The sequence below is a fragment of the Achromobacter kerstersii genome (assembly GCF_902859595.1).
GTDB lineage: Bacteria > Pseudomonadota > Gammaproteobacteria > Burkholderiales > Burkholderiaceae_B > Achromobacter > Achromobacter kerstersii.
The window spans coordinates 406,432-425,108 of sequence record NZ_CADIJQ010000002.1 but is presented as its reverse complement, the minus strand read 5'-3'; the positions used below and the strand labels follow the sequence as shown (position 1 = coordinate 425,108).

Genomic DNA, 18,677 nt, shown 5'->3' with positions numbered 1-18,677 from the left:
CAGTGTGTTTCAGATTCCGGACGAAAGCCGCGCCTTCGTCCGGGCTCGCGGTATGCGTTTACGCCAGCAGATCGGCGTAGCGCGTGCGAATCGATTGCTCGATACCGGCGGCGTCCAAGCCCACGCCGGCCAACAGGGCCGACTGCTCGCCGTGGTCAATGAAGACATCCGGCAGGCCCAGTTGCAGCACCGGAATCTGTACGCCGGCGGCGCTCAGCACTTCCAGCACGGCGCTACCCGCCCCCCCCATGATGGAGGCGTCTTCAATCGTGACCAGCGCGTCGTGGCGGCTGGCCAGGTCCAGAATCAATTCGCGGTCGATGGGCTTCACGAAGCGCATGTCCGCCACCGTGGCGTCCAGCTTGCCGGCTGCGGCCAACGCCGGCTGCACCAGCGTGCCGAAGCCCAGGATGGCAATCTTCTTGCCCTCGCGGCGCACGATGCCGCGGCCAAGCTCAACGGTACCCAGGCCGGCGTCTTCCACCGCGCCACAGCCCGCACCGCGCGGATAGCGCACCGATGCCGGGCCCGGGTACTGATAACAGGTCGACAACAGCAAGCGCGTTTCGCTTTCGTCGGACGGCGTGGCGACGACCATGTTCGGCACGCAACGCAAGAAAGCGGTGTCGTAGTTACCGGCATGCGTGGCGCCGTCAGCGCCGACGATGCCCGCGCGGTCCAGCGCGAAAGTCACATCCAGGTTCTGCAGGGCGACGTCATGGATGAACTGGTCATACCCGCGCTGCATGAACGTGGAGTAGATGGCAACGACGGGCTTCTGCCCTTCGCAGGCAACGCCCGCGGCGAACGTCACGGCGTGCTGCTCGGCGATGCCCACGTCGAAATAACGCAGCGGGAAACGCTTTTCAAATTCCACCAGGCCGCTGCCTTCGCGCATGGCGGGGGTGATGGCGACCAGGCGCGAATCCGCTTCAGCCATGTCGCACAGCCACTTGCCAAACACCTGCGTGAAGGTGCGCTTGCCGGGTGCCTTGGACTGCTGGATGCCGACGGCGGGGTCGAACTTGCCGGGGCCGTGATACAGCACCGGGTCGGCTTCGGCCAGCTTGTAGCCTTGGCCTTTCTTGGTCACCACATGCAGGAACTGCAAGCCTTGCAGCGCCTTCAGGTTTTGCAAGGTGGGCACCAGCGCGTCCAGGTCGTGGCCGTCGATGGGGCCGACGTAATTGAAGCCGAACTCTTCGAACAACGTGGCCGGCGTGACCATGCCCTTGGCGTGCTCTTCGAAGCGGCGAGCCAGTTCCAGCACCGGCGGCACGTGCTGCAGGACGGCGCGGCCCACGTTCTTGGCCGTGGCGTAGAAGCGGCCCGACATCAGGCGCGCCAGGTAGCGGTTCAACGCCCCCACCGGCGGCGAGATCGACATGTCGTTGTCGTTCAGGATCACCAGCAGATTGATGTTGGGCGTGACGCCCGCATTGTTCATGGCCTCGAACGCCATGCCGGCGGACATGGCGCCGTCGCCAATGATGGCGATGTGCTGGCGCTGCACGCCCGCATTGCGCGAGGCCACCGCCATGCCCAGCGCAGCCGAGATGGACGTCGACGAGTGCGCGGTGCCAAAGGCGTCGTATTCGGATTCGCTGCGCTTGGGAAAGCCCGAGATACCGCCCTGCTGGCGCAGCTTGGCCATGCCGGCGCGGCGGCCCGTCAGGATCTTGTGCGGATAGGACTGGTGGCCCACGTCCCAGACGATGCGGTCATGCGGCGTGTCGAACACCTGATGCAAGGCCAGCGTGAGCTCGACCGTGCCCAGGTTGGACGACAGGTGCCCGCCCGTTTTGGATACCGACTCCAGCACGAAGCCGCGCAGCTCGTCAGCAAGCTTTTTCAGCTCGCGACGATCCAGGCGCTTGAGGTCTGCCGGGGATTGAATGCGGTCCAATAAATCAGTCGTCATGCTTTTATGGGGTTCGTTGGCCCGGCCTGGACTCAGGCCGGGCTAGTCACGGATCAGCGGTCTCGAAGGACGATGAAATCGGCCAGTTGCGCCAGGCGCAAGCCGGCGTCGCCCAGCGGTTCCAGCGCCGCCAGCGCGGCCACACGCAATTCTTCGGCAAACGCGCGCGCTTCGGACAGGCCCAGGAGCGACACGTAGGTAGGCTTGTTCTCCGCCGCGTCCTTGCCCGGCGTCTTGCCCAGGCTGGCCGTATCGGCGGTGACGTCAAGAATATCGTCCACCACCTGGAACGCCAGACCCATGGCTTGCGCGTAGGCGTCCAAGGCCTGACGCGAGGCCGAACTGGCGCCGGCCACGATGCCGCCCAGCGCAACGCTGCACGCGAGCATAGCGCCGGTCTTCATGCTGTGCATGGTCTGGAGTTCATCGCGCGACAGCGAATGGCCGACGCTGAGCAGGTCAATTGCCTGACCGCCCGCCATGCCCTGGCTGCCGGCGGCGCGCGCCAGCGATTGGGTGGCCTGCACGATCAGCGCGGGCGCAATCGGCATGGACGCCAACAGGTCAAACGCCAGCGGTTGCAAGGCGTCGCCCGCCAACATGGCGGTGGCTTCGTCGAATTGCACGTGCGTGGTGGGCCGGCCGCGGCGCAGCGTGTCGTCGTCCATGCAAGGCAGGTCGTCGTGCACCAGCGAATAGGCGTGAATCAGTTCCACCGCCGCCGCCGCACGGTCCAGCGAGGCCTCGATGGCCAGCACGCTGCCGCTGACGGGGCAGGCTTGCCCCGCGGCGTAAACCATGGCGGCGCGCACGCGCTTGCCACCGCCAAGCACGGCGTAGCGCATGGCTTCATGCAGACGGACGGGCAGCACATCCGCGGGGGGCATCAGGTCATCCAGCACGTCTTCGACATGCCGCACACGACCGTGCAACCACTCCGCGAAGGGGAGTTGAGTTTGCTTCATCGGATTCTTATTCGTCATCCAGCGCCGCCGGGTCCAGCGGGCGCAGCAGGTCGCCTTCCAGAACCTTGACCTGCTGTTCGGCCTGCGCCAGGCGTTCCTGGCAGACGCGCGTCAAGGCAACGCCGCGCCGGTAGGCAGTCAGCGATTGCTCAAGCGGCAACGAGCCGTCTTCCATGGCCGCAACCAACGATTCCAATTCGGCCAGGGCCGTTTCGAAATCCTGGGGCAAGGGACGGTCATCGATCTGCGGATCGGCTTGTGCGGGTGTGGCCAAACGGGTCTCCGAGGGCGCTAGGGGTGGATCAATTCGTGAATTGTACGAGATAGCCACGCCGGACCTTGATGCAGCGCAATGATCAGGCCGATGACCCCGCCAGTCCCGCAATGGCGGCCCGCAATGCCGGCCCCACGCGCGTGCGCAACTCGGCCTCGGGTAACAGGCTGGCGGGGCCGCCGCAGCTCATCACGAAGACCCCTTCGCCGGTAATGGAGGTGAACGGCACGGCGACGGCGTTGATGCCCGACTGCCACTCCCCCAGCGCGAAACAGCAGCCGGATTCTTGCAATTCCGCCCGCGCCCGCACGATGGCGTCGGTAGGTGGCGCGGCCGGGCCGAGCCTGGCCGTGACGTCATCGCAGGCGTCCGCCGGCAGGCTGGCCAGATACGCGCGCCCCATGGCGCTGTCCAGGCTGGCGCGATAGCCGACCGGCAGGCGCAGGTACAGCGCCGACGAGCCGTGGATGGCTTCCACATAGGTCATGGCGTCGCCATCGAATGCGCCCAGCGCCACCGCGCCCCCGGTGTCTCGCGCCAGGTCCGTCATGGACGACTTGGCCAGTTCGCGCACTTCCAGCCCGGCCAACAGGCCAAAGCCCAGCGCCAGCACGCCGTAGCCGGGCGAGTACTTGCCGGTGTCCGGGTGATAGCGCAGGTAGCCCAGCTCAGTCAGCGTGTACGTGATGCGGCTGATGGTGGGTTTGGGCAAGCCGGTCAGGCGCGCCAGATCCAGATTGCCCAGCGCGGTTACGCCATGGCGAAAGCAGCGCAAGACGTCCAGCCCGCGCGCAAGCGCGGTGATGAAGTCGGGCGAATTGGCGCCTTCGCCCACGCCAGCCGTGCGTTTGCGGCGGGCGGGCTGGCTGAGTTCCAACGTTTCGTCGGGCTTGGCGGCGGCGTGAATGACGCGCTTGGAGTCAGAAAAAGATTGCATTTCTATTCGCTTCGTTTTTATAGTTTATTCCGAATAACAAAACTAAATTCCATATAACGGAATTTAAATCATCCAAGGAGACCTGGCAAGTTGGCGCGATGCCCCCAAAGCACCGCAGCGCAACCAAGCCAGGCCCGGCGATCCACTCATGCACGCGATTTCAAGGGGAAAAACATGATTCGCACAGGCATCAAACTGCTGGCCACCGTATTGCTCAGCGCCGCCGCATTGGGCGCGCAGGCCGACACCTACCCGGCCCGCCCGATCAAGGTCGTCTCGCCCTTCCCGGCGGGCGGCGCCACCGATGTGCTGACGCGCATCCTGGCCGAACGCATGGCCAAGACGCTGGGCCAGCCCATGATCGTCGAGAACAAGGCGGGCGCCGGCACGTCGATCGGCGCGGCATTCGTCTCGCGCGAGCAAGCGGACGGCTACACCATCCTGATGGCCACCAACTCCACGCTCGTCACGAACCGCTATCTGTATAAGGAACTGCCGTACGACCCGGACGCCTTCGCGCACATCGGCATGGTGGGCGTTGGCCCGCTGGTGCTGCTTTCCAGCCCCAAGCGCCCGTTCAACAGCACGCAGGACGTGGTCGCCTATGCCAAGCAGAACCCGGGCAAGCTGACCTTCGCCACGTTCGGCCCCGGCACCTCGTCGCACCTGGCGGGCGAACTGTTCAAGGAACGCGCCGGCATCGACATCCTGCACGTGCCCTTCAAGGGCGCAACCCAGGCCCTGCCCGCGCTGATCAGCGGCGACGTGGACCTGTTCTTCGACATGGTCGCCACCGGCATGCCGCAAGCGGACGCGGGCAAGGTCAAGGTGTTCGCCATCACCAGCCCCTCGCGCCTGGCCACGCTGCCCAAGCTGCAAACACTGGCCGAAGAAGGCTACCCGGCCTTCGACATGACCGCCTGGTTCAGCTTCGTGGCACCCAAGGGCACGCCGGCCCCGGTACTGGAAAAGCTGCAAGCCGCGCTGACCGAAACGCTGAAGGATGAAGCCGTCAAAAAGCGCATGCTGGATATGGGGATCGACCCGCGTTCCGGCACGGCGGCTGAATTGGACAAGCAGATCAAGACCGAACAGCCCATCGTGTCGCAACTGATCAAACAGGCGAACATCGTTCTGCAATAAGCCCGCGGCGCGCTGCGCCAACGGGCAACCGGCAAACGGGCAACCGGCAAACGGGCAAACGGTTTCGTGACAAATCGTTCGCGGCCTCGCCGGCCCGCGAGTCGGCGGCGTCCCACCGGGCACGCCGCCCTTTCCACCGACAGCGCCTTCACAGGCCCTGTCGGTTTTTTACGCCTTGCCTAACCGCTGGATACAGAAGACGGGCGCGGGTCGCTGCTATGGTGAAGCAGCGAAACACCCAGCGGGAACCCGATGCATCAGACCGAAGACCGATACGCCCGCCTGGACGCCGCCCGCTGGCTGGCGGCCGTGGCCGTCGTGCTGCTCCATAGCGCCGCGCTGATCGTCAGCGATCCGGCCGCGTATGGCGGCGGCGCGTGGCTGGCCGCCAATCTGTACGACTCGGCGGCGCGCTGGTGCGTGCCGGTTTTCGTCATGGTCAGCGGCGCCCTGCTGCTCGACCCCCACAAGCCCCAAGACGCCCGCCAGTTCTACAGCCGCCGCATGGCGCGCATCTGCGCCCCGCTGGTGTTCTGGACCCTGTTCTATCTGGCCTGGCGCACCGGGCTCGACTGGTGGGATGACGGCCGCGTCGATTTCTCGTTCTGGCCGCGCAAGGTGGCCCAAGGCGAACCGTATTACCACCTTTGGTATCTGTACATGATCGTGGGGCTGTACCTGTTCGCCCCGCTGGCCCGCCTGCTCTACGCACGCAGCACGCCGCGCGGCCGCGCGCTGTGGGTTGTGGGCATTCTGGGCGTGGCCATTCTGGATGCCCTGTACCGGCGCGCGCTCGGCGCGCCGCACGGATTCTTCCTGACGTGGTTCCTTCCGTACCTGGGTTACTTCGTGGCCGGGCGCCTGATTTTTGATGGCGATATGCGCATCCCCCGCCCCGGCCTGATGCTTATGGCCAGCGTCGCCGCCACCGCTTTGGGCGTCAGCGTTATGTCCAATGGCCACGCCCTGGACACTTATTTCTACGACTACTTCAGCCTGACCGTGCCATTCATGTCACTGGCGGCCTTCCAATGGATCGTGTCCTCGCCCCGCCTGCCGCGCTTGACCGCATTGGCGCCGCTGACCTTTGGCGTCTACCTGATCCACCCCGTCTTCCTGGACATCGCGCACCGCGCGGGCGCTTTCACAGGCGGCCAACGCGACGCCTGGATAGTGCCGCTGCTGACCCTGGCGGTCTTCGCACTATCGGCCGCCAGCAGCTGGCTGATGCGCCGCCACCCCGCCACCCGAAGGCTCGTCTGAAAGACCTACGCCGCAAAGGGTTGATTCGCCTTTGTGGCGGGGCCATCATGCCCCTCTGGATCTTCACCAAGCTTCACCGATCTTCACGGGCGTGGGGGAATCCCTTGGGGTACAATTCACGGCTTATTTGATCGGCCAGACACCGATTTTTCTTCGCGCCAGCACGGATGTAGCCAAGCTCGACGTTGAGCTCAAGCGTTTGCAACGATGGTTTGCAATCACGCTGGGCTTGAACAAAAGCGCTTGGCAGAGCTCAAACCGTCCTGGCTTTTTTATCCGAGCGGAGGGAATCATGACCGACATCGGTCGGATGGCACATGTCGTGCCAGCTCGCACCCAGCTACCCGTCAGCGCTTATTTTGACGAAGCCCTCTTTGCCCGCGAGCAAGAACTCATTTTCAAGCAATCCTCACAGTACGTCGGCCATCAGAAATTGGTGCCCGACATCGGGGATTGGCGGTCGTTGGCCCAGGAAGGCGGAGGACGCGTGCTGGTTCGCAACCAGCAAGGCGTTGAACTCATCTCGAATGTCTGCCGTCATCGTCAGGCTTTGATGCTGGGCGGCGAAGCCGGCAACGTGACCGGCAACTGCAATACGCACGGCAATCTGAAGGCTACCGGCGGCAACATCGTTTGCCCGCTGCACCGTTGGACGTACAACAACCAAGGCGAGTTGTTGGGCGCGCCGCAGTTCGCCACCACGCCCTGCATGAATCTGCAGAAGTTCCGCCTGCGCGATTGCCACGGCCTGCTGTTCGAAGGCCCGCGCGATCCGGCCTCCGACATGGCCCCGCTGTTCTCGCGTCCGGAATTCAACTTCGGCGATTACGTGCTGGACCACGTTGAAGTGCATCAGTGCAACTACAACTGGAAGACGTTCATCGAGGTCTACCTCGAGGATTACCACGTGGGTCCGTTCCACCCGGGGCTGGGCCGCTTCGTCACGTGCGACGACCTGACCTGGGAATTCAACGACTGGTACAGCTTGCAGAAAGTGGGCGTGCACAATGCGCTGGCGCAGCCGGGTTCGGATGTGTACAAGCAATGGCACGACCGCCTCTTGTCGTTCCGCGATGGCGATGCACCGGACTTCGGCGCGGTCTGGGTCACGTACTTCCCGACCCACATGATCGAGCTCTATCCGCACGTGCTGGTGTTGTCCACGCTGTACCCAAAGAGCCCGCAGGAAACCATCAACGTTGTCGAGTTCTACTACCCCGAGGAAATCTCGGCGTTCGAACGCGAATTCGTTGAAGCCCAGCGCGCGGCTTACATGGAAACGGCCATCGAAGACGATGAAATCGCCGAACGCATGGACGCCGGCCGCAAGGCGCTGATGCTGCGCGGCGTGAACGAAACCGGCCCGTACCAATCACCCATGGAAGATGGCATGCAGCACTTCCACGAATGGTATCGGCGCATCATGCAAGACCTGTAATCCAGGCATTGCGGAAATAAAAAAAGGGCCTCGCTGGACAAGCGAGGCCCTTTTGCTTGGGCAAGGCTAAACGGGCGGTCACATCCGGGTCACATCCCGACCACGCCCGCCACCGTCCGTTCACCGATCGCCAGCCCCACCGTCATACCGACGCCGGAGTGCATCACCGCAACCGTCGTGGCCGCGTCCACCGGCATCACCGAAAACGGCGCCGGCCCGTGTGCGCCATACACGCCCTGCCAGCGTTCAATCACCCGCAAGCGCGCGCCCAATGCCTGCGACGCCAAGTCCAGCATGGCGTTGTCGACCGCCTCGTCGTTGAACGGGAACGCGTCCTGCCCATAACGATGCGAGTCACCGATGATCAGTTCGCCCGTGGGCGTGGGGCTGATCAGCAGATGGATGCCGTTTTCCAGCAGCATCGGCGTGCGGGCCTGGATCACGTCACGCAGCGTCTGCGCCGTGGGCAAATCCGAAAACGCGCCGTAATGCACGCAGGACAAGCCCGTCAGCACGGGGCGGTCCAATGCGATGGGGTTCGTCTCGAACGCCGCGCGCAACATCTGCAAACGCGTGACTTCCAGGTTCAGCGGCGCGAAGCGTTCGGGCAGCAGGGTCAGGTAATCGTGACCCGGGCAGACGAACACATGCTTGCCTTGGAATTCACCCGCGGTGGTGCCGACCAGGCCATTTTCCACGGCACGCGCCAGCGTGCCCGTGATGAAAGTCACGCCCAACGATTCGGCCAGGTACGCCGTGATGGCGGGCAAGGCTTCGCGGGAATAGATTTGCAGGTCGTCATGGCCGCGCAGCGCCATGCAGTGATGCGCCAATTGCCCGCCGTACAGGCCTGCCACGTCACGCGCCGACAGCAGATCGGCGCGATAGCCTTCCTGCTTCAAACGCGTGTCCGCGAATTCTTGCAAGACAGCGGCTTCATCGGCATTGCGGGCCAGCACCAGTGCGCCATTGGCGCGCACATGAAAGCCCGCCTTGCCCGCCAGGTCCAGCCACAGTTCGCGGGCCTGCTGCGCGTGCGACAGCATCATGCCGGGCGCCTGGCCCGTCACGATGACCTGGCCGAAGTTGCGGATCGTGGCGCCGTGCGCCTGACGGCTGCGCTCGATCACCGCAACCGACAGGCCGCGCTTGGCGGCCGCCCAGGCGTGGGCGATGCCAAGCATGCCCGCGCCCACCACGATTACGTCATACGTTTTCATGGCTGGCCGCGCCTTACTTCTTCTTGGGTTCCGACTTGCCGTCGTAGCGCTTCGTCCACTCGGCGATGATGCGTTCGCGGTTCGTCGCGGCCCACACGAAGTCGTTCTTGATCATGCGCTTCGTCAGGTCGGCCGGCAGGTTGGGGTTGACCGTGGCGATGGACGGAATCGCCAGCACCGCGAAGTTGGCCTTGTACAGCTCGTTGGCTTCGCGGCTGGCCGAGAAGTCAGCCAGCTTGCGCGCGGCGTCCAGGTTCTTCGTGCCCTTCATGATGGCGGTGGCTTCCACTTCCCAGCCCAGACCTTCCGACGGGAACACGGCTTCAACCGGTGCGCCATCGGCCTTCAGCTTGGCCGCGCGGTAGTCGAACGACACGCCGATCGGGAACTCGCCCGCGGCCGCCATGTTGCAAGGCTTCGAACCCGAGTGCGTGTACGAACCGATGTTCTTGTGCAGGGCGTCCATATAGGCCCAGCCCTTTTCTTCACCAAAGATTTGCAGCCATGCGCTGACGTCCAGGAAGCCCGTGCCGGACGAAGCCGGGTTCGGCATGACGATCTTGCCGGCGTAGACCGGCTTGGTCAGGTCTTGCCACGACGTGGGCTTGGGCAGCTTTTGCTTTTCGGCTTCGATGGTGTTGAAGCAGATGGCGGCGGCGTAGCCGTCCATGCCCACCCATGACGGCTCGGCCTTGGCGTCGCGCATGTTGGCGGCGATCTGGTCCAGGCCCTTGGGCGCGTAGGGTTGCAGCATGCCTTCCTTGTCCATCAGGCCCAGCGCCGTGCCGGCCAGGCCCCAGATCACGTCGGCCTTGGGGTTGCTTTTTTCGGCCAGCAGCTTGGCGGCGATGATGCCGGTGGAATCACGCACCCACTGGATCTTGATGTCGGGGTTGGCCTTTTCGAATGCGGCTTGGTAGACCTTGATCTGGTCGGCTTCGAGCGCGGTGTAGACCGTCAGCGTGGTCTCGGCGGAGGCGGCGCCCATCACGCCCGTCAGGGCGGTGGCCAGTGCAAGCAGCTTGTAGCGATTCATGTGGAACTCCGTGGATGAGCGGAAAAATTGCGCAAAAAAAGGGTGAAGGTCGCCCCCACTGCCGGCGGCTGCCGGCTGCGGTGCAAGGTAAAAACAGAAAGGGAAACAGCGTCCGGCGTGGCCGGAAGAAAGCGCTAGCTCAGGGTCGTTGGCCTCGTGCCAGACGGGCTTCGATGTCGATGATGACGGCCGGCAGATCGGCCACCGTGTCGATCAGGTAATGCGGCGCAGCGGATGACAGCTCGCGGCTGGCGTCGGCGCGCACCCGATCACGGCCGGCCTCGTCCAGGCTCAGGTATTCGTCCAGCGTCAGGCCGGCGGCGTTGCCCGACAACAGCAAGCCCACCGACCACATGCCGGCGCGGCGGCCTTCTTCAATGCCGGGCGCGGTGTCGTCCACCTTGATGCAGGCGGCCACATCCGACAGCCCGAGTTCGACCACGTTCTTCAGCGCCATGGCGGGCGCGGGGCGCGCGCGCGGCACGTCGTCGCTGGCCACGATGCAATCGGGTTCCAGGCCTTCAGAGGCGGCGCGTTCAACCACGCGGCGCATCACGCTGTCCGGGTAGCCCGAGCACGAACCAATCTTCAAGCCCTTCTGGCGCAGCGCGCGCAGCAGCTCGGCCGCGCCGGGAATGGCCGCCGAATACTGCGCAACCTTCTCCATCTGCATCGGCAGAAAGCGTTCGTAGATGGCGGTCACGTCGTCGTCGGTGGGCAGGCGGCCAAACTGGGCCTGGTACTGGCTGGCGATGGCGGGCTGGTCGCAAAGCGCACGGATGTGATCCCACTTGCCCATGCCCATCGGGCCGCGGGCCTCTTTCAGCGACACCTCCATGCCGAACTGCGAAAACGCATCCACGAACACCTTGGTGGGGGCAAACGAACCGAAGTCGACCAGCGTGCCGGCCCAGTCGAAGATCACGGCTTCCAGCTGCACGGGCAAGGAAGAAACAGTCATGAGGGTCATCCTAGAAATAAGCGTTCAAAGAGCCACGGGACGGCGCCAGGCCTGGCTGCGCGCCACCAGCGCACGGCTGGCCAGATGCAACACCAGAGCCGCCGTGGCGGAACTGGCCATGATTACCGTGCACATGGCGGCAGCCGGGCCGATGAAGCCGGCGTCGTCCATGTTAAGCACTGCAACGGCGGCCAGCACCGTGGACGGGCTGTACAGGAACACCACGGCCGACACGGTCGTCATGGCGGAAACAAACAGGTAGCGGGCGACATCCAGCGTGGCGGGCAGGCACATCGGCAAGGTCACGCGCAGGAACGTCGTCATGCGCGGCACCTTCAGCGACGCGGATGCCGCTTCGAATTCCGGGTCCAGCGCGTTCAGCGCGGTGGCGGCCGTCAGATGCGCGCTGGTGTAGAAGTGGACAACCGTGCACAAGATCAGCAGCGGCATGGTTCCGTACAACATGTTCAGCGGATTCATCAGGCTGTTGAAGAAGAAGATGTAGCCCAGGCCCAGCACCAGGCCAGGCACGGCCATCGGCATCAACGCCAGCATGCTGACCACGCCGCGCAAACCGCGCGCCACCTGGCCGCGCGCCGGCACCTTTTCCATCATCCAGGCGCCCACGAAAACCACGGCCGTGCCGATCAGGGCGGTGCAAAACGCCAGCTGCAAGCTGTTGCGCCAGGCCAGCCAGCCGCCGCCGTCCATGTTGTCGAAGTCGTAGGACCGCAGCGACATCGACAGGTTGTACGGCCACATCTTCACGAAGGACGCCCAGACGGCCACGCCGATGATCAGCAGCAGGAAGGCGGCCATCACGCCCGCCAGCGCCAGGAATGCAGCGTCACGGCGGCGGTTCTGGCCCGCCGCGTAGGCTTGGGCGCGGCCGCTCATCTGGGCGCCTTGACGGGCACGCAGGCGGCGGTCCAGCACGAAGGTCAGCAAGGCCGGCAGCAGCAGCAAGATGCCGATCGCCGCGCCCTTGGGGAAGTTCTGTTGGCCGACCACCGCCTTGTAGGCTTCCATGGCCAGCACGTTGTAGTCACCGCCCACCACCTTGGGTACGCCGAAATCAGTGACCGTCAACGTGAACACTACGCAGCAGGCCGAGAACACGGCATAACGCGTGCCGGGCAAGGTGACGGTCATGAAGGTGCGCCACGGCCCTGCGCCCATGGCGCGCGCCGCGTCGTACAGGCGCCCATCGGCCAGCGTCAGGCCGGTCAGCAGAATCATCAGCGCGTGCGGGAAGGTGTAGAACGCCTCGCCCACGACGATGCCCCAGAATCCGTAGATGGTGGCGCCGCCCGTCAGCCCCTTGAGCAGGCCCTGGTTGCCCAACAGGTAGACCAGCGCAATGCCAGGCAACAGCGACGGGGCCAGCAGCGGCAGCAAGGCGATGGTGCGCAAGAGGCCCTTGCCCGGCAGACGCGTGCGCGTCAGGCCGTAGGCAAACGCGTACGCGCAAGGCACGACCAGCAGCATGGTCACGATGCCTACCGTCAGGCTGCGCCCGACCATCGGCAGAAAGCCGTCAGCGCCGATGATGCTGCCGACGACCGACAAGCCCGCCCAGGCGCCGTCGTTATCCGTCACGGACTTGGCCAGGATGGCGATCAACGGCAGCGCCAGAAACAGCACCAGAAACAAGACCAGCGCGCCCTGCCCCATCGTCAAACCCAGCGCGCCGATCCAGGCGGGCATGGGACGGCGGCCCAAGGCCAGCGCGGGACTGTTGGCTGGCGTTTTAGCGGACACGGGGGTCGGCATTGCTGCCGGCATTCCCGCCGGCATGGCCGCAGACACAGCGGCAGCGGCCATCGGCGCGGAGGGGGTCTCAGCCACGGAAGGCGAACCGGTCATGACGGGCTCAAGCGTAGGCGCGAATCGCATGGCGCGGCAGCTCCACCCAGCAACGGCTGGCAGCGTGAGGGCCCAACAGGGCGTCTCCGATTTCGGGGGACACGATGGAATGCACGGTGGACCCGGGCACGCCTTCCAGCCGCAAGGCCAGGCGGTAACCGCGGCCCAGGAACACGCCGTCCAGCACATCGGCCAACATCGAATTGGGTTCTTCCGGGCGCGCCATGGTGACGCGCACCGCTTCGGGGCGCACAAACAGCTTGCCCGACTGGCCGCCCAACGCCTCGTCCACCGCCAGTTCCTGACGGCCGACGCGCGCACGGTGAGCATCAACGCGTTCGAACGGCAGCCAGTTCGCTTCGCCCACGAAGTCGGCAATGAAGGCCGAGCCCGGCTGACGATACAGTTCGCGCGGCGTGCCGTACTGTTCAATGACGCCGCCATTCATGACGGCGATGCGGTCGGCCATCACCATGGCCTCTTCCTGATCATGCGTCACCATCAGCGTCGTAATGGACAACCGCTTTTGCAACGCACGCAGCTCGATGCGCAGATGTTCACGCACGCGGGCGTCCAGCGCCGACATCGGTTCATCCAGCAACAGCAATGAGGGCGACGGGGCCAGCGCGCGCGCCAGGGCCACGCGCTGCTGCTGGCCGCCCGAGATCTGTCCCGGATATTTATCCGCCGCGCCCGCCAGGCCAACCAGCGTCAGCATTTCCTCGACCCGGCTGGCGACATGCTTGCGATGCGCGCGCTTGCCGCTCAGGCCGTACGCCACGTTCTGCGCCACGGTCAGGTTGGGAAACAGCGCATAGGACTGGAACAGGATGCCGTAGTCGCGCTCTTGCGGTTCGGCGTAGGAAATATCGCGGCCCGACAGCACGATCGCGCCGCTGTCCTGGCGCTCCAACCCGGCAATGGCGCGCAAGAGCGTCGTCTTGCCGCACCCGGACGGGCCCAGCAGGCACACCAGCTCTCCGGCGCGGATATCCAGCGAAACGTCCGCCAGCGCCGTGTGGCTGCCGAATCGTTTCACTAAATTTCGTACTGAGAGAAAGGCGCTATCGGGTTGGGGCATGGTGCCTCCGGTCTGGGAACGAAGGCAGTATGGAAGGCGCGTATTGAGCGTTTATGACACTTCGCGCAAATGCAGTAATAAAAACATCAAATTATTTTGGTGTACTGGCGGTCTTGCGCATTGCGTCCCTTTCCCGCCCCCACCATCGTGCTTGTCGCCGAACTCAAATCCTTCTACGCCGTGGCTCGCTGCGGCACCGTCACCAAAGCCGCCGCCCAACTGGGTGTCAGCCAACCCACCGTGACGGGGCAACTGCGCCAGCTGGAATCGCGTTACGGCGTTGAACTGTTCCACCGGCAAGGCCGCGGCATGCGGCTGTCTGACGCCGGCCACAGCCTGATGCCCATGGTGGAAAAGCTGGTGCAGCAGGAAACCGAAATCGATTTCCGGCTGCGCGACGCGAGCGACCTGCGTGAAGGCAACCTGCGCATTGGCGCAACAGGCCCCTTCTACATCATGGATACCGTGCGCCGGTACAACCAGCGCTATCCGGGCATCGACCTGACGGTGACGATCGGCAATTCGCAGTCGATGCTGCAAGCGCTGCACGACTACCGCATCGAGATTGCCACGTCTTCTTTTCTGATGGATGACAAGCATCTGTACCGCCGGATGATTGCCGCCGACCCGATCCGCGTTGTCACCCACCGCGACCATCCGCTGGCGCGGCGCGGCAAGGTGCGTCTGGCCGATCTGGCCGACCATGCGGTGCTGCTGCGCGAACCCGGCTCCATGACGCGTCAGCTGACCGAGGACGCGCTGGCGCAGGCCGGCGTCACGGTGCGCCGCACGCTGGAGATCGGCAGCCGCGAATCGATCCGGCAAGCCATTCTTTGCGACCTGGGGATCAGCCTGATCCCGTCGCGTGAAATCCCGTCCCATCCGGATCTGGCGGCCCTGGATATCCAGGGGGCCGAGATCATGATGAACGAATACCTGTACTGCCTGCGCGAGCGCCAACCGGTGCAATTGATCGCGCGCTTTCTGGAGATGGCGCCGGCAGCCGGCTGACCGTCAACGGTCACTGCCCGCCCCCTCCCCCTTGCGGCCACTCAGGAGACAACCATGGCCTTGACCTTGCAAGACATCGAGCAGATTTTCCTGGAACGGGGGCACCGTTCCTATCACGGCGAGTCTGTGAGCCATTTGCGGCATGCGCTGCAAACGGCATCGCTGGCCGAACGCAATGGCGCAAACGCGCAACTGATCACGGCCTGCCTGTTGCATGACCTGGGCCACCTGATTGCGGACCGGCCCGGCACGCCCACGCTGCGCGGCATCGACGACAAGCATCAATATTTCGTGCTGCCTTTCCTGCGCGGGCTGTTCAGTTCGGCGGTGCTGGACCCCATCCGGCTCCATGTCGAAGCCAAGCGCTACCTTTGCTACGTGGAGCCGCAATATGAAGCGTCGCTCTCGGAAGACTCCAAGCGCAGCCTGGCGCTGCAAGGGGGCAGTTTCGATGCGGGCCAGGCGGTGGATTTCGCCAGCATGCCGGGCGCGCCGGATGCGATTCGTCTAAGGCGTTGGGACGATATGGCCAAGGTGCCGGGGCTGGCGACGCCGCCCCTGGACCATTTCCTGGAGATCGCCGAAAGCGTCTCCGGGCGGGTCAAGCTGGCGGCGATCTGGTGATGTACGGCTAGGGCACGGCAGCGCTAGCTGAAGCCCGCGGCGGCCTCTGCCCTGGCTCGTCGGCTGCCTTGGCCCGGCAGCCTCCTACTTCAGCCCTTGGCCACCGGGCGGGATGGGTCGCTGCACCACTCGCTCCACGAGCCCGGGTACAGGCGCGATCCGGACAAGCCCGCGATCTCCATGGACAGCAGGTTGTGGCAGGCCGTAATGCCCGAGCCGCACTGATGGACAATTGCTGCCGGGTCGCGCCCTGCCAGCAGGCCCGAGAATTCGGTGCGCAATTGCTCGGCGGATTTGAAGCGGCCGTCGGCTTGCAGGTTCTCGCCGTTGGGGCGGTTCAGGGCGCCGGGGATGTGGCCGGCCACCGGGTCCATCGGCTCGACCTCGCCGCGATAGCGGTTGGCGGCGCGTGCATCGATCACGGTGAAGGACGGCTGGGCGATGTTGTCCAGCACGGCGCGGGCGTCGACGGCACCCGCGAGCGATGCGCCGGGTTCCACCGGTTGCCCCGCCTTGACTGCCGGCGCGGCCTCGGTCGTGGTCGGCAGACCCGCAGCCACCCAGGCTTGCCAGCCGCCATCCAGCACCACCACGCGCTCATGGCCCAGCCAGCGCAACATCCACCACAAGTGCGCGCCGTACATGCCGCCGCTGGCGTCATACGCCACCACCAGCGTTTGCGGCGTGACGCCGTGCGCGGCCATCAAGGCGCCGAATTCGGCGCGCGACGGCAGCGGATGGCGGCCGTTCTTGCCGGTGCGCGGCGCGGCCAGCTCGGTTTCGTGATCCAGATAACGCGCGCCGGGAAGGTGGCCGGCGTCATAGGCCTGGCGGCCCGCAGCGTGGTTGGTCAGGTCATGGCGCACATCGAAGATGCGCACGTCGGGCGCATCGCTCGCGCCCAGGCGTGCGGCCAGGTCGGCGGCGGAAATCAGTGTCATCGTCATTCGGGGTGCTCCTGATCGAAAAGAGGCGGGTCAGGTCGGCTTGGGGTCGCGCATGGTGCGCCACACCGATAGCAGGCCCGCAGAAATGATCAAGCCCATGCCGGCCCAGGCCAGGGCGTCCAGATGGTCGCCCCAGAACCCCATGCCCAGCAAGGCCGCGAAAATAATGGTGCTGTACTGCAACGCCGCCGTCAGCAGGGCTGAGCCCATGCCGAAGGCCCGGGTCATGGCCAACTGGCCAAACATGCCCGCCACGCCCACGCCAAACAGCGATGCGTAGCCCTGCCAGTCGGCCTGGCCCCACCCTTCAAACCACAGCCCGGCCAGGCTCGACACGCAGACCGCCACCGAGAAAAACAGCACGGTGCGCCACTCGGGTTCACCGATGCGGCCCAATTGGCGGATCTGCATCATGGCGATGGCCGACATGGCGCCCGCGCCCATACCCATCACCGCGGCCAGCCACTGGTCGTCGGTAATGCTGGGACGCAGCACGGCGATCACGCCCAGAAAACCCAGCGCCACAGCAATGATGCGCACCGGGTCGCGCTGCGCACCGCCCCAGCCCAACATCCAACAGGCGATGAACAGCGGCGCCGTGTAGTTCAGGCTGGTGGCGGTAGCCAGCGGTAAATGCGAGATCGCGAAAAACCCCAGCCACATCGACGTGACGCCAGACAAGTTGCGCCAGATATGCAGCTTCCAACTGGTGGGGATGATGGATTGCCGGCCGGCGCGCGCCCACAGCAGCAACAGAATGACGGAGGGGAGCCCGCGGAAAAGCACGATCTGCGGCAACGACGCGCCGTGCTCGGTGCCGAGCTTCACGAACGACCCCATGATGGCGAACATGGCGGACGCCAGCAACATCCAAAGAGCCTGCATTGGGGGTCTGCGCTAAGGGAAAAGTGGGGGAGAAATAGGGGAAAGCGATACTATACTCTCCGTCACCGGGAGCGGTGCCGGCGAGTCGGGGAACTGGCGGGCCGCCGCCATGTCGAACCCCGGGTATTTCCCGCTCGCAGAGGAACACAAAAAACATGAAACGCATTGTCTTGTTCGTCATCACCAACCTGGCCGTCATGCTCGTGCTGTCGGCCACGCTGCGCATCCTGGGCGTAGACCGCTACATCACCGCCAATGGCCTGAACCTCAACGCGCTGCTGATCTTCTCGGTGGTCGTGGGCTTTACCGGCGCGATCATCTCGCTGCTGATCAGCAAGCCGATGGCCAAATGGAGCACCGGCGCACAAGTGCTGGACCCGAACGCGCCGCGCAGCCAGCGCGAAGCCTGGCTGGTCGACACCGTGCACCAGCTGGCCGACCGCGCCGGCATCGGCCGCCCGGAAGTCGCCATCTATGAAGGCGCCCCCAACGCATTCGCCACCGGCGCGTTCAAGAACGACTCGCTGGTTGCCGTGTCGACGGGCCTGCTTGAAAGCATGAGCGAAGAAGAAGTCGCAGCCGTACTGGCGCACGAAGTGGCCCACATCGCCAACGGCGACATGGTCACGCTGACGCTGATCCAGGGCGTGGTGAACACGTTCGTCGTGTTCCTGGCGCGCGTGGTTGGCTACTTCATCGACCGCGTCGTGTTCAAGAACGAACGCGGCATCGGCCCGGGCTACTACATCACCGTGCTGGTCTGTGAAATCATTTTCGGCGTGCTGGCCTCGATCATCGTGGCCTGGTTCTCGCGCCAGCGCGAATACCGCGCCGACGCCGGTTCGGCTCACCTGATGGGCGCGCGCGAACCGATGATCCGCGCCCTGGCGCGCCTGGGCGGCCTGGAGCCGGGCGATTTGCCCAAGTCGTTTGAAGCTTCCGGCATCACCGGCAAGGGCGGCCTGGCAGCCATGTTCGCCTCGCACCCGCCGATCCCGTCCCGTATCGCCGCCCTGCAAAACGCACGCGTGGTCTGACCCCAGCACCACTTGCAGGCAGGCAGCAAAAAGCCCCTCATCAGAGGGGCTTTTTCTTGGGCCGGCTC

At 65.0% G+C, this 18,677-nt stretch carries 17 protein-coding genes; 6 read left to right on the top strand and 11 right to left on the bottom strand.

What is annotated here, in order from left to right; translation table 11 throughout:
* Positions 1 to 58: 58 nt before the first annotated feature.
* The 4 genes from dxs to HV765_RS10760 form a co-directional block, all read right to left on the bottom strand.
* Positions 59 to 1,921 carry a 1-deoxy-D-xylulose-5-phosphate synthase gene (gene dxs / locus HV765_RS10775; protein ID WP_054423560.1) on the bottom strand — a complete coding sequence of 621 codons (1,863 nt, stop codon included), beginning with the start codon at positions 1,919 to 1,921 and terminating at the stop codon, positions 59 to 61.
* A gap of 53 nt (positions 1,922 to 1,974) precedes the next feature.
* A complete protein-coding gene (locus tag HV765_RS10770) occupies positions 1,975 to 2,886 on the bottom strand; it encodes a polyprenyl synthetase family protein (RefSeq protein ID WP_054424643.1) in 912 nt (303 codons plus the stop codon).
* 7 nt (positions 2,887 to 2,893) lie between these two features.
* On the bottom strand, positions 2,894 to 3,160 hold the full coding sequence (locus HV765_RS10765; RefSeq protein ID WP_054423561.1) for an exodeoxyribonuclease VII small subunit: 267 nt from the start codon (positions 3,158 to 3,160) through the stop codon (positions 2,894 to 2,896).
* 82 nt (positions 3,161 to 3,242) lie between these two features.
* A complete protein-coding gene (locus HV765_RS10760; RefSeq protein WP_175169706.1) occupies positions 3,243 to 4,097 on the bottom strand; it encodes an IclR family transcriptional regulator in 855 nt (284 codons plus the stop codon).
* A gap of 174 nt (positions 4,098 to 4,271) precedes the next feature.
* Here HV765_RS10760 and HV765_RS10755 point away from each other — a divergent pair, with 174 nt between their 5' ends.
* The 3 genes from HV765_RS10755 (at position 4,272) to HV765_RS10745 (ending at position 7,941) form a co-directional block, all read left to right on the top strand.
* Complete coding sequence (locus HV765_RS10755; protein ID WP_054423569.1) at positions 4,272 to 5,240, top strand: Bug family tripartite tricarboxylate transporter substrate binding protein; 969 nt, start codon at positions 4,272 to 4,274, stop codon at positions 5,238 to 5,240.
* A 252-nt stretch (positions 5,241 to 5,492) separates the two neighbouring features.
* Complete coding sequence (locus HV765_RS10750) at positions 5,493 to 6,503, top strand: acyltransferase (RefSeq protein WP_175169705.1); 1,011 nt, start codon at positions 5,493 to 5,495, stop codon at positions 6,501 to 6,503.
* Positions 6,504 to 6,795: 292 nt separating this feature from the next.
* On the top strand, positions 6,796 to 7,941 hold the full coding sequence (locus HV765_RS10745) for an aromatic ring-hydroxylating oxygenase subunit alpha (RefSeq protein ID WP_175169704.1): 1,146 nt from the start codon (positions 6,796 to 6,798) through the stop codon (positions 7,939 to 7,941).
* Between the two features lie 89 nt (positions 7,942 to 8,030).
* Here the strand turns inward: HV765_RS10745 and HV765_RS10740 are convergent, their stop codons facing one another.
* From HV765_RS10740 to HV765_RS10720, 5 genes are all read right to left on the bottom strand, one after another.
* Positions 8,031 to 9,161 (bottom strand): TIGR03364 family FAD-dependent oxidoreductase, encoded by a 1,131-nt coding sequence (locus HV765_RS10740; RefSeq protein WP_175169703.1) that lies wholly within the window; start codon positions 9,159 to 9,161, stop codon positions 8,031 to 8,033.
* A gap of 13 nt (positions 9,162 to 9,174) precedes the next feature.
* Positions 9,175 to 10,197 (bottom strand): putative 2-aminoethylphosphonate ABC transporter substrate-binding protein, encoded by a 1,023-nt coding sequence (locus HV765_RS10735; protein WP_175169702.1) that lies wholly within the window; start codon positions 10,195 to 10,197, stop codon positions 9,175 to 9,177.
* A 139-nt stretch (positions 10,198 to 10,336) separates the two neighbouring features.
* Entirely contained in the window at positions 10,337 to 11,167 is an 831-nt protein-coding gene (gene phnX, locus HV765_RS10730; protein WP_175169701.1) for a phosphonoacetaldehyde hydrolase, read from the bottom strand.
* Between the two features lie 15 nt (positions 11,168 to 11,182).
* Positions 11,183 to 12,931, bottom strand: a complete 1,749-nt coding sequence (locus HV765_RS10725; RefSeq protein WP_175169764.1) for a putative 2-aminoethylphosphonate ABC transporter permease subunit — start codon at positions 12,929 to 12,931, stop codon at positions 11,183 to 11,185.
* Positions 12,932 to 13,031: 100 nt separating this feature from the next.
* Complete coding sequence (locus tag HV765_RS10720) at positions 13,032 to 14,105, bottom strand: putative 2-aminoethylphosphonate ABC transporter ATP-binding protein (protein ID WP_054423584.1); 1,074 nt, start codon at positions 14,103 to 14,105, stop codon at positions 13,032 to 13,034.
* 147 nt (positions 14,106 to 14,252) lie between these two features.
* Between HV765_RS10720 and HV765_RS10715 the strand changes: the two genes are divergently transcribed.
* Positions 14,253 to 15,116 carry a LysR family transcriptional regulator gene (locus HV765_RS10715; protein ID WP_054424647.1) on the top strand — a complete coding sequence of 288 codons (864 nt, stop codon included), beginning with the start codon at positions 14,253 to 14,255 and terminating at the stop codon, positions 15,114 to 15,116.
* A gap of 54 nt (positions 15,117 to 15,170) precedes the next feature.
* Entirely contained in the window at positions 15,171 to 15,740 is a 570-nt protein-coding gene (locus tag HV765_RS10710; RefSeq protein WP_054423586.1) for a phosphonate degradation HD-domain oxygenase, read from the top strand.
* Between the two features lie 89 nt (positions 15,741 to 15,829).
* Here HV765_RS10710 and HV765_RS10705 read toward each other — a convergent pair whose 3' ends face one another.
* Together HV765_RS10705 and HV765_RS10700 are read right to left on the bottom strand one after the other, a co-directional pair.
* Positions 15,830 to 16,687, bottom strand: coding sequence for a sulfurtransferase (locus HV765_RS10705; RefSeq protein ID WP_175169700.1), 858 nt, complete (start codon positions 16,685 to 16,687; stop codon positions 15,830 to 15,832).
* Between the two features lie 30 nt (positions 16,688 to 16,717).
* Positions 16,718 to 17,572: a DMT family transporter gene (locus HV765_RS10700; RefSeq protein WP_175169699.1), complete on the bottom strand. Its 855-nt coding sequence runs from the start codon at positions 17,570 to 17,572 to the stop codon at positions 16,718 to 16,720.
* Between the two features lie 155 nt (positions 17,573 to 17,727).
* On the opposite strand from HV765_RS10700, the gene htpX reads away from it, so the two are divergent.
* Positions 17,728 to 18,609: a protease HtpX gene (htpX, locus tag HV765_RS10695; RefSeq protein WP_054423593.1), complete on the top strand. Its 882-nt coding sequence runs from the start codon at positions 17,728 to 17,730 to the stop codon at positions 18,607 to 18,609.
* Positions 18,610 to 18,677: the final 68 nt, after the last annotated feature.

Coding starts and splice junctions, on each gene's coding strand:
- HV765_RS10755 (WP_054423569.1), top strand. CDS start 4,272: ATGATTCGCACAGGCATCAAACTGCTGGCCACCGTATTGCTCAGCGCC.
- HV765_RS10710 (WP_054423586.1), top strand. CDS start 15,171: ATGGCCTTGACCTTGCAAGACATCGAGCAGATTTTCCTGGAACGGGGG.
- HV765_RS10745 (WP_175169704.1), top strand. CDS start 6,796: ATGACCGACATCGGTCGGATGGCACATGTCGTGCCAGCTCGCACCCAG.
- HV765_RS10720 (WP_054423584.1), bottom strand. CDS start 14,105: ATGCCCCAACCCGATAGCGCCTTTCTCTCAGTACGAAATTTAGTGAAA.
- phnX (WP_175169701.1), bottom strand. CDS start 11,167: ATGACCCTCATGACTGTTTCTTCCTTGCCCGTGCAGCTGGAAGCCGTG.
- HV765_RS10700 (WP_175169699.1), bottom strand. CDS start 17,572: ATGCAGGCTCTTTGGATGTTGCTGGCGTCCGCCATGTTCGCCATCATG.
- HV765_RS10735 (WP_175169702.1), bottom strand. CDS start 10,197: ATGAATCGCTACAAGCTGCTTGCACTGGCCACCGCCCTGACGGGCGTG.
- HV765_RS10725 (WP_175169764.1), bottom strand. CDS start 12,931: ATGCCGACCCCCGTGTCCGCTAAAACGCCAGCCAACAGTCCCGCGCTG.
- dxs (WP_054423560.1), bottom strand. CDS start 1,921: ATGACGACTGATTTATTGGACCGCATTCAATCCCCGGCAGACCTCAAG.
- HV765_RS10760 (WP_175169706.1), bottom strand. CDS start 4,097: ATGCAATCTTTTTCTGACTCCAAGCGCGTCATTCACGCCGCCGCCAAG.
- HV765_RS10770 (WP_054424643.1), bottom strand. CDS start 2,886: ATGAAGCAAACTCAACTCCCCTTCGCGGAGTGGTTGCACGGTCGTGTG.
- HV765_RS10705 (WP_175169700.1), bottom strand. CDS start 16,687: ATGACGATGACACTGATTTCCGCCGCCGACCTGGCCGCACGCCTGGGC.
- HV765_RS10740 (WP_175169703.1), bottom strand. CDS start 9,161: ATGAAAACGTATGACGTAATCGTGGTGGGCGCGGGCATGCTTGGCATC.
- htpX (WP_054423593.1), top strand. CDS start 17,728: ATGAAACGCATTGTCTTGTTCGTCATCACCAACCTGGCCGTCATGCTC.
- HV765_RS10750 (WP_175169705.1), top strand. CDS start 5,493: ATGCATCAGACCGAAGACCGATACGCCCGCCTGGACGCCGCCCGCTGG.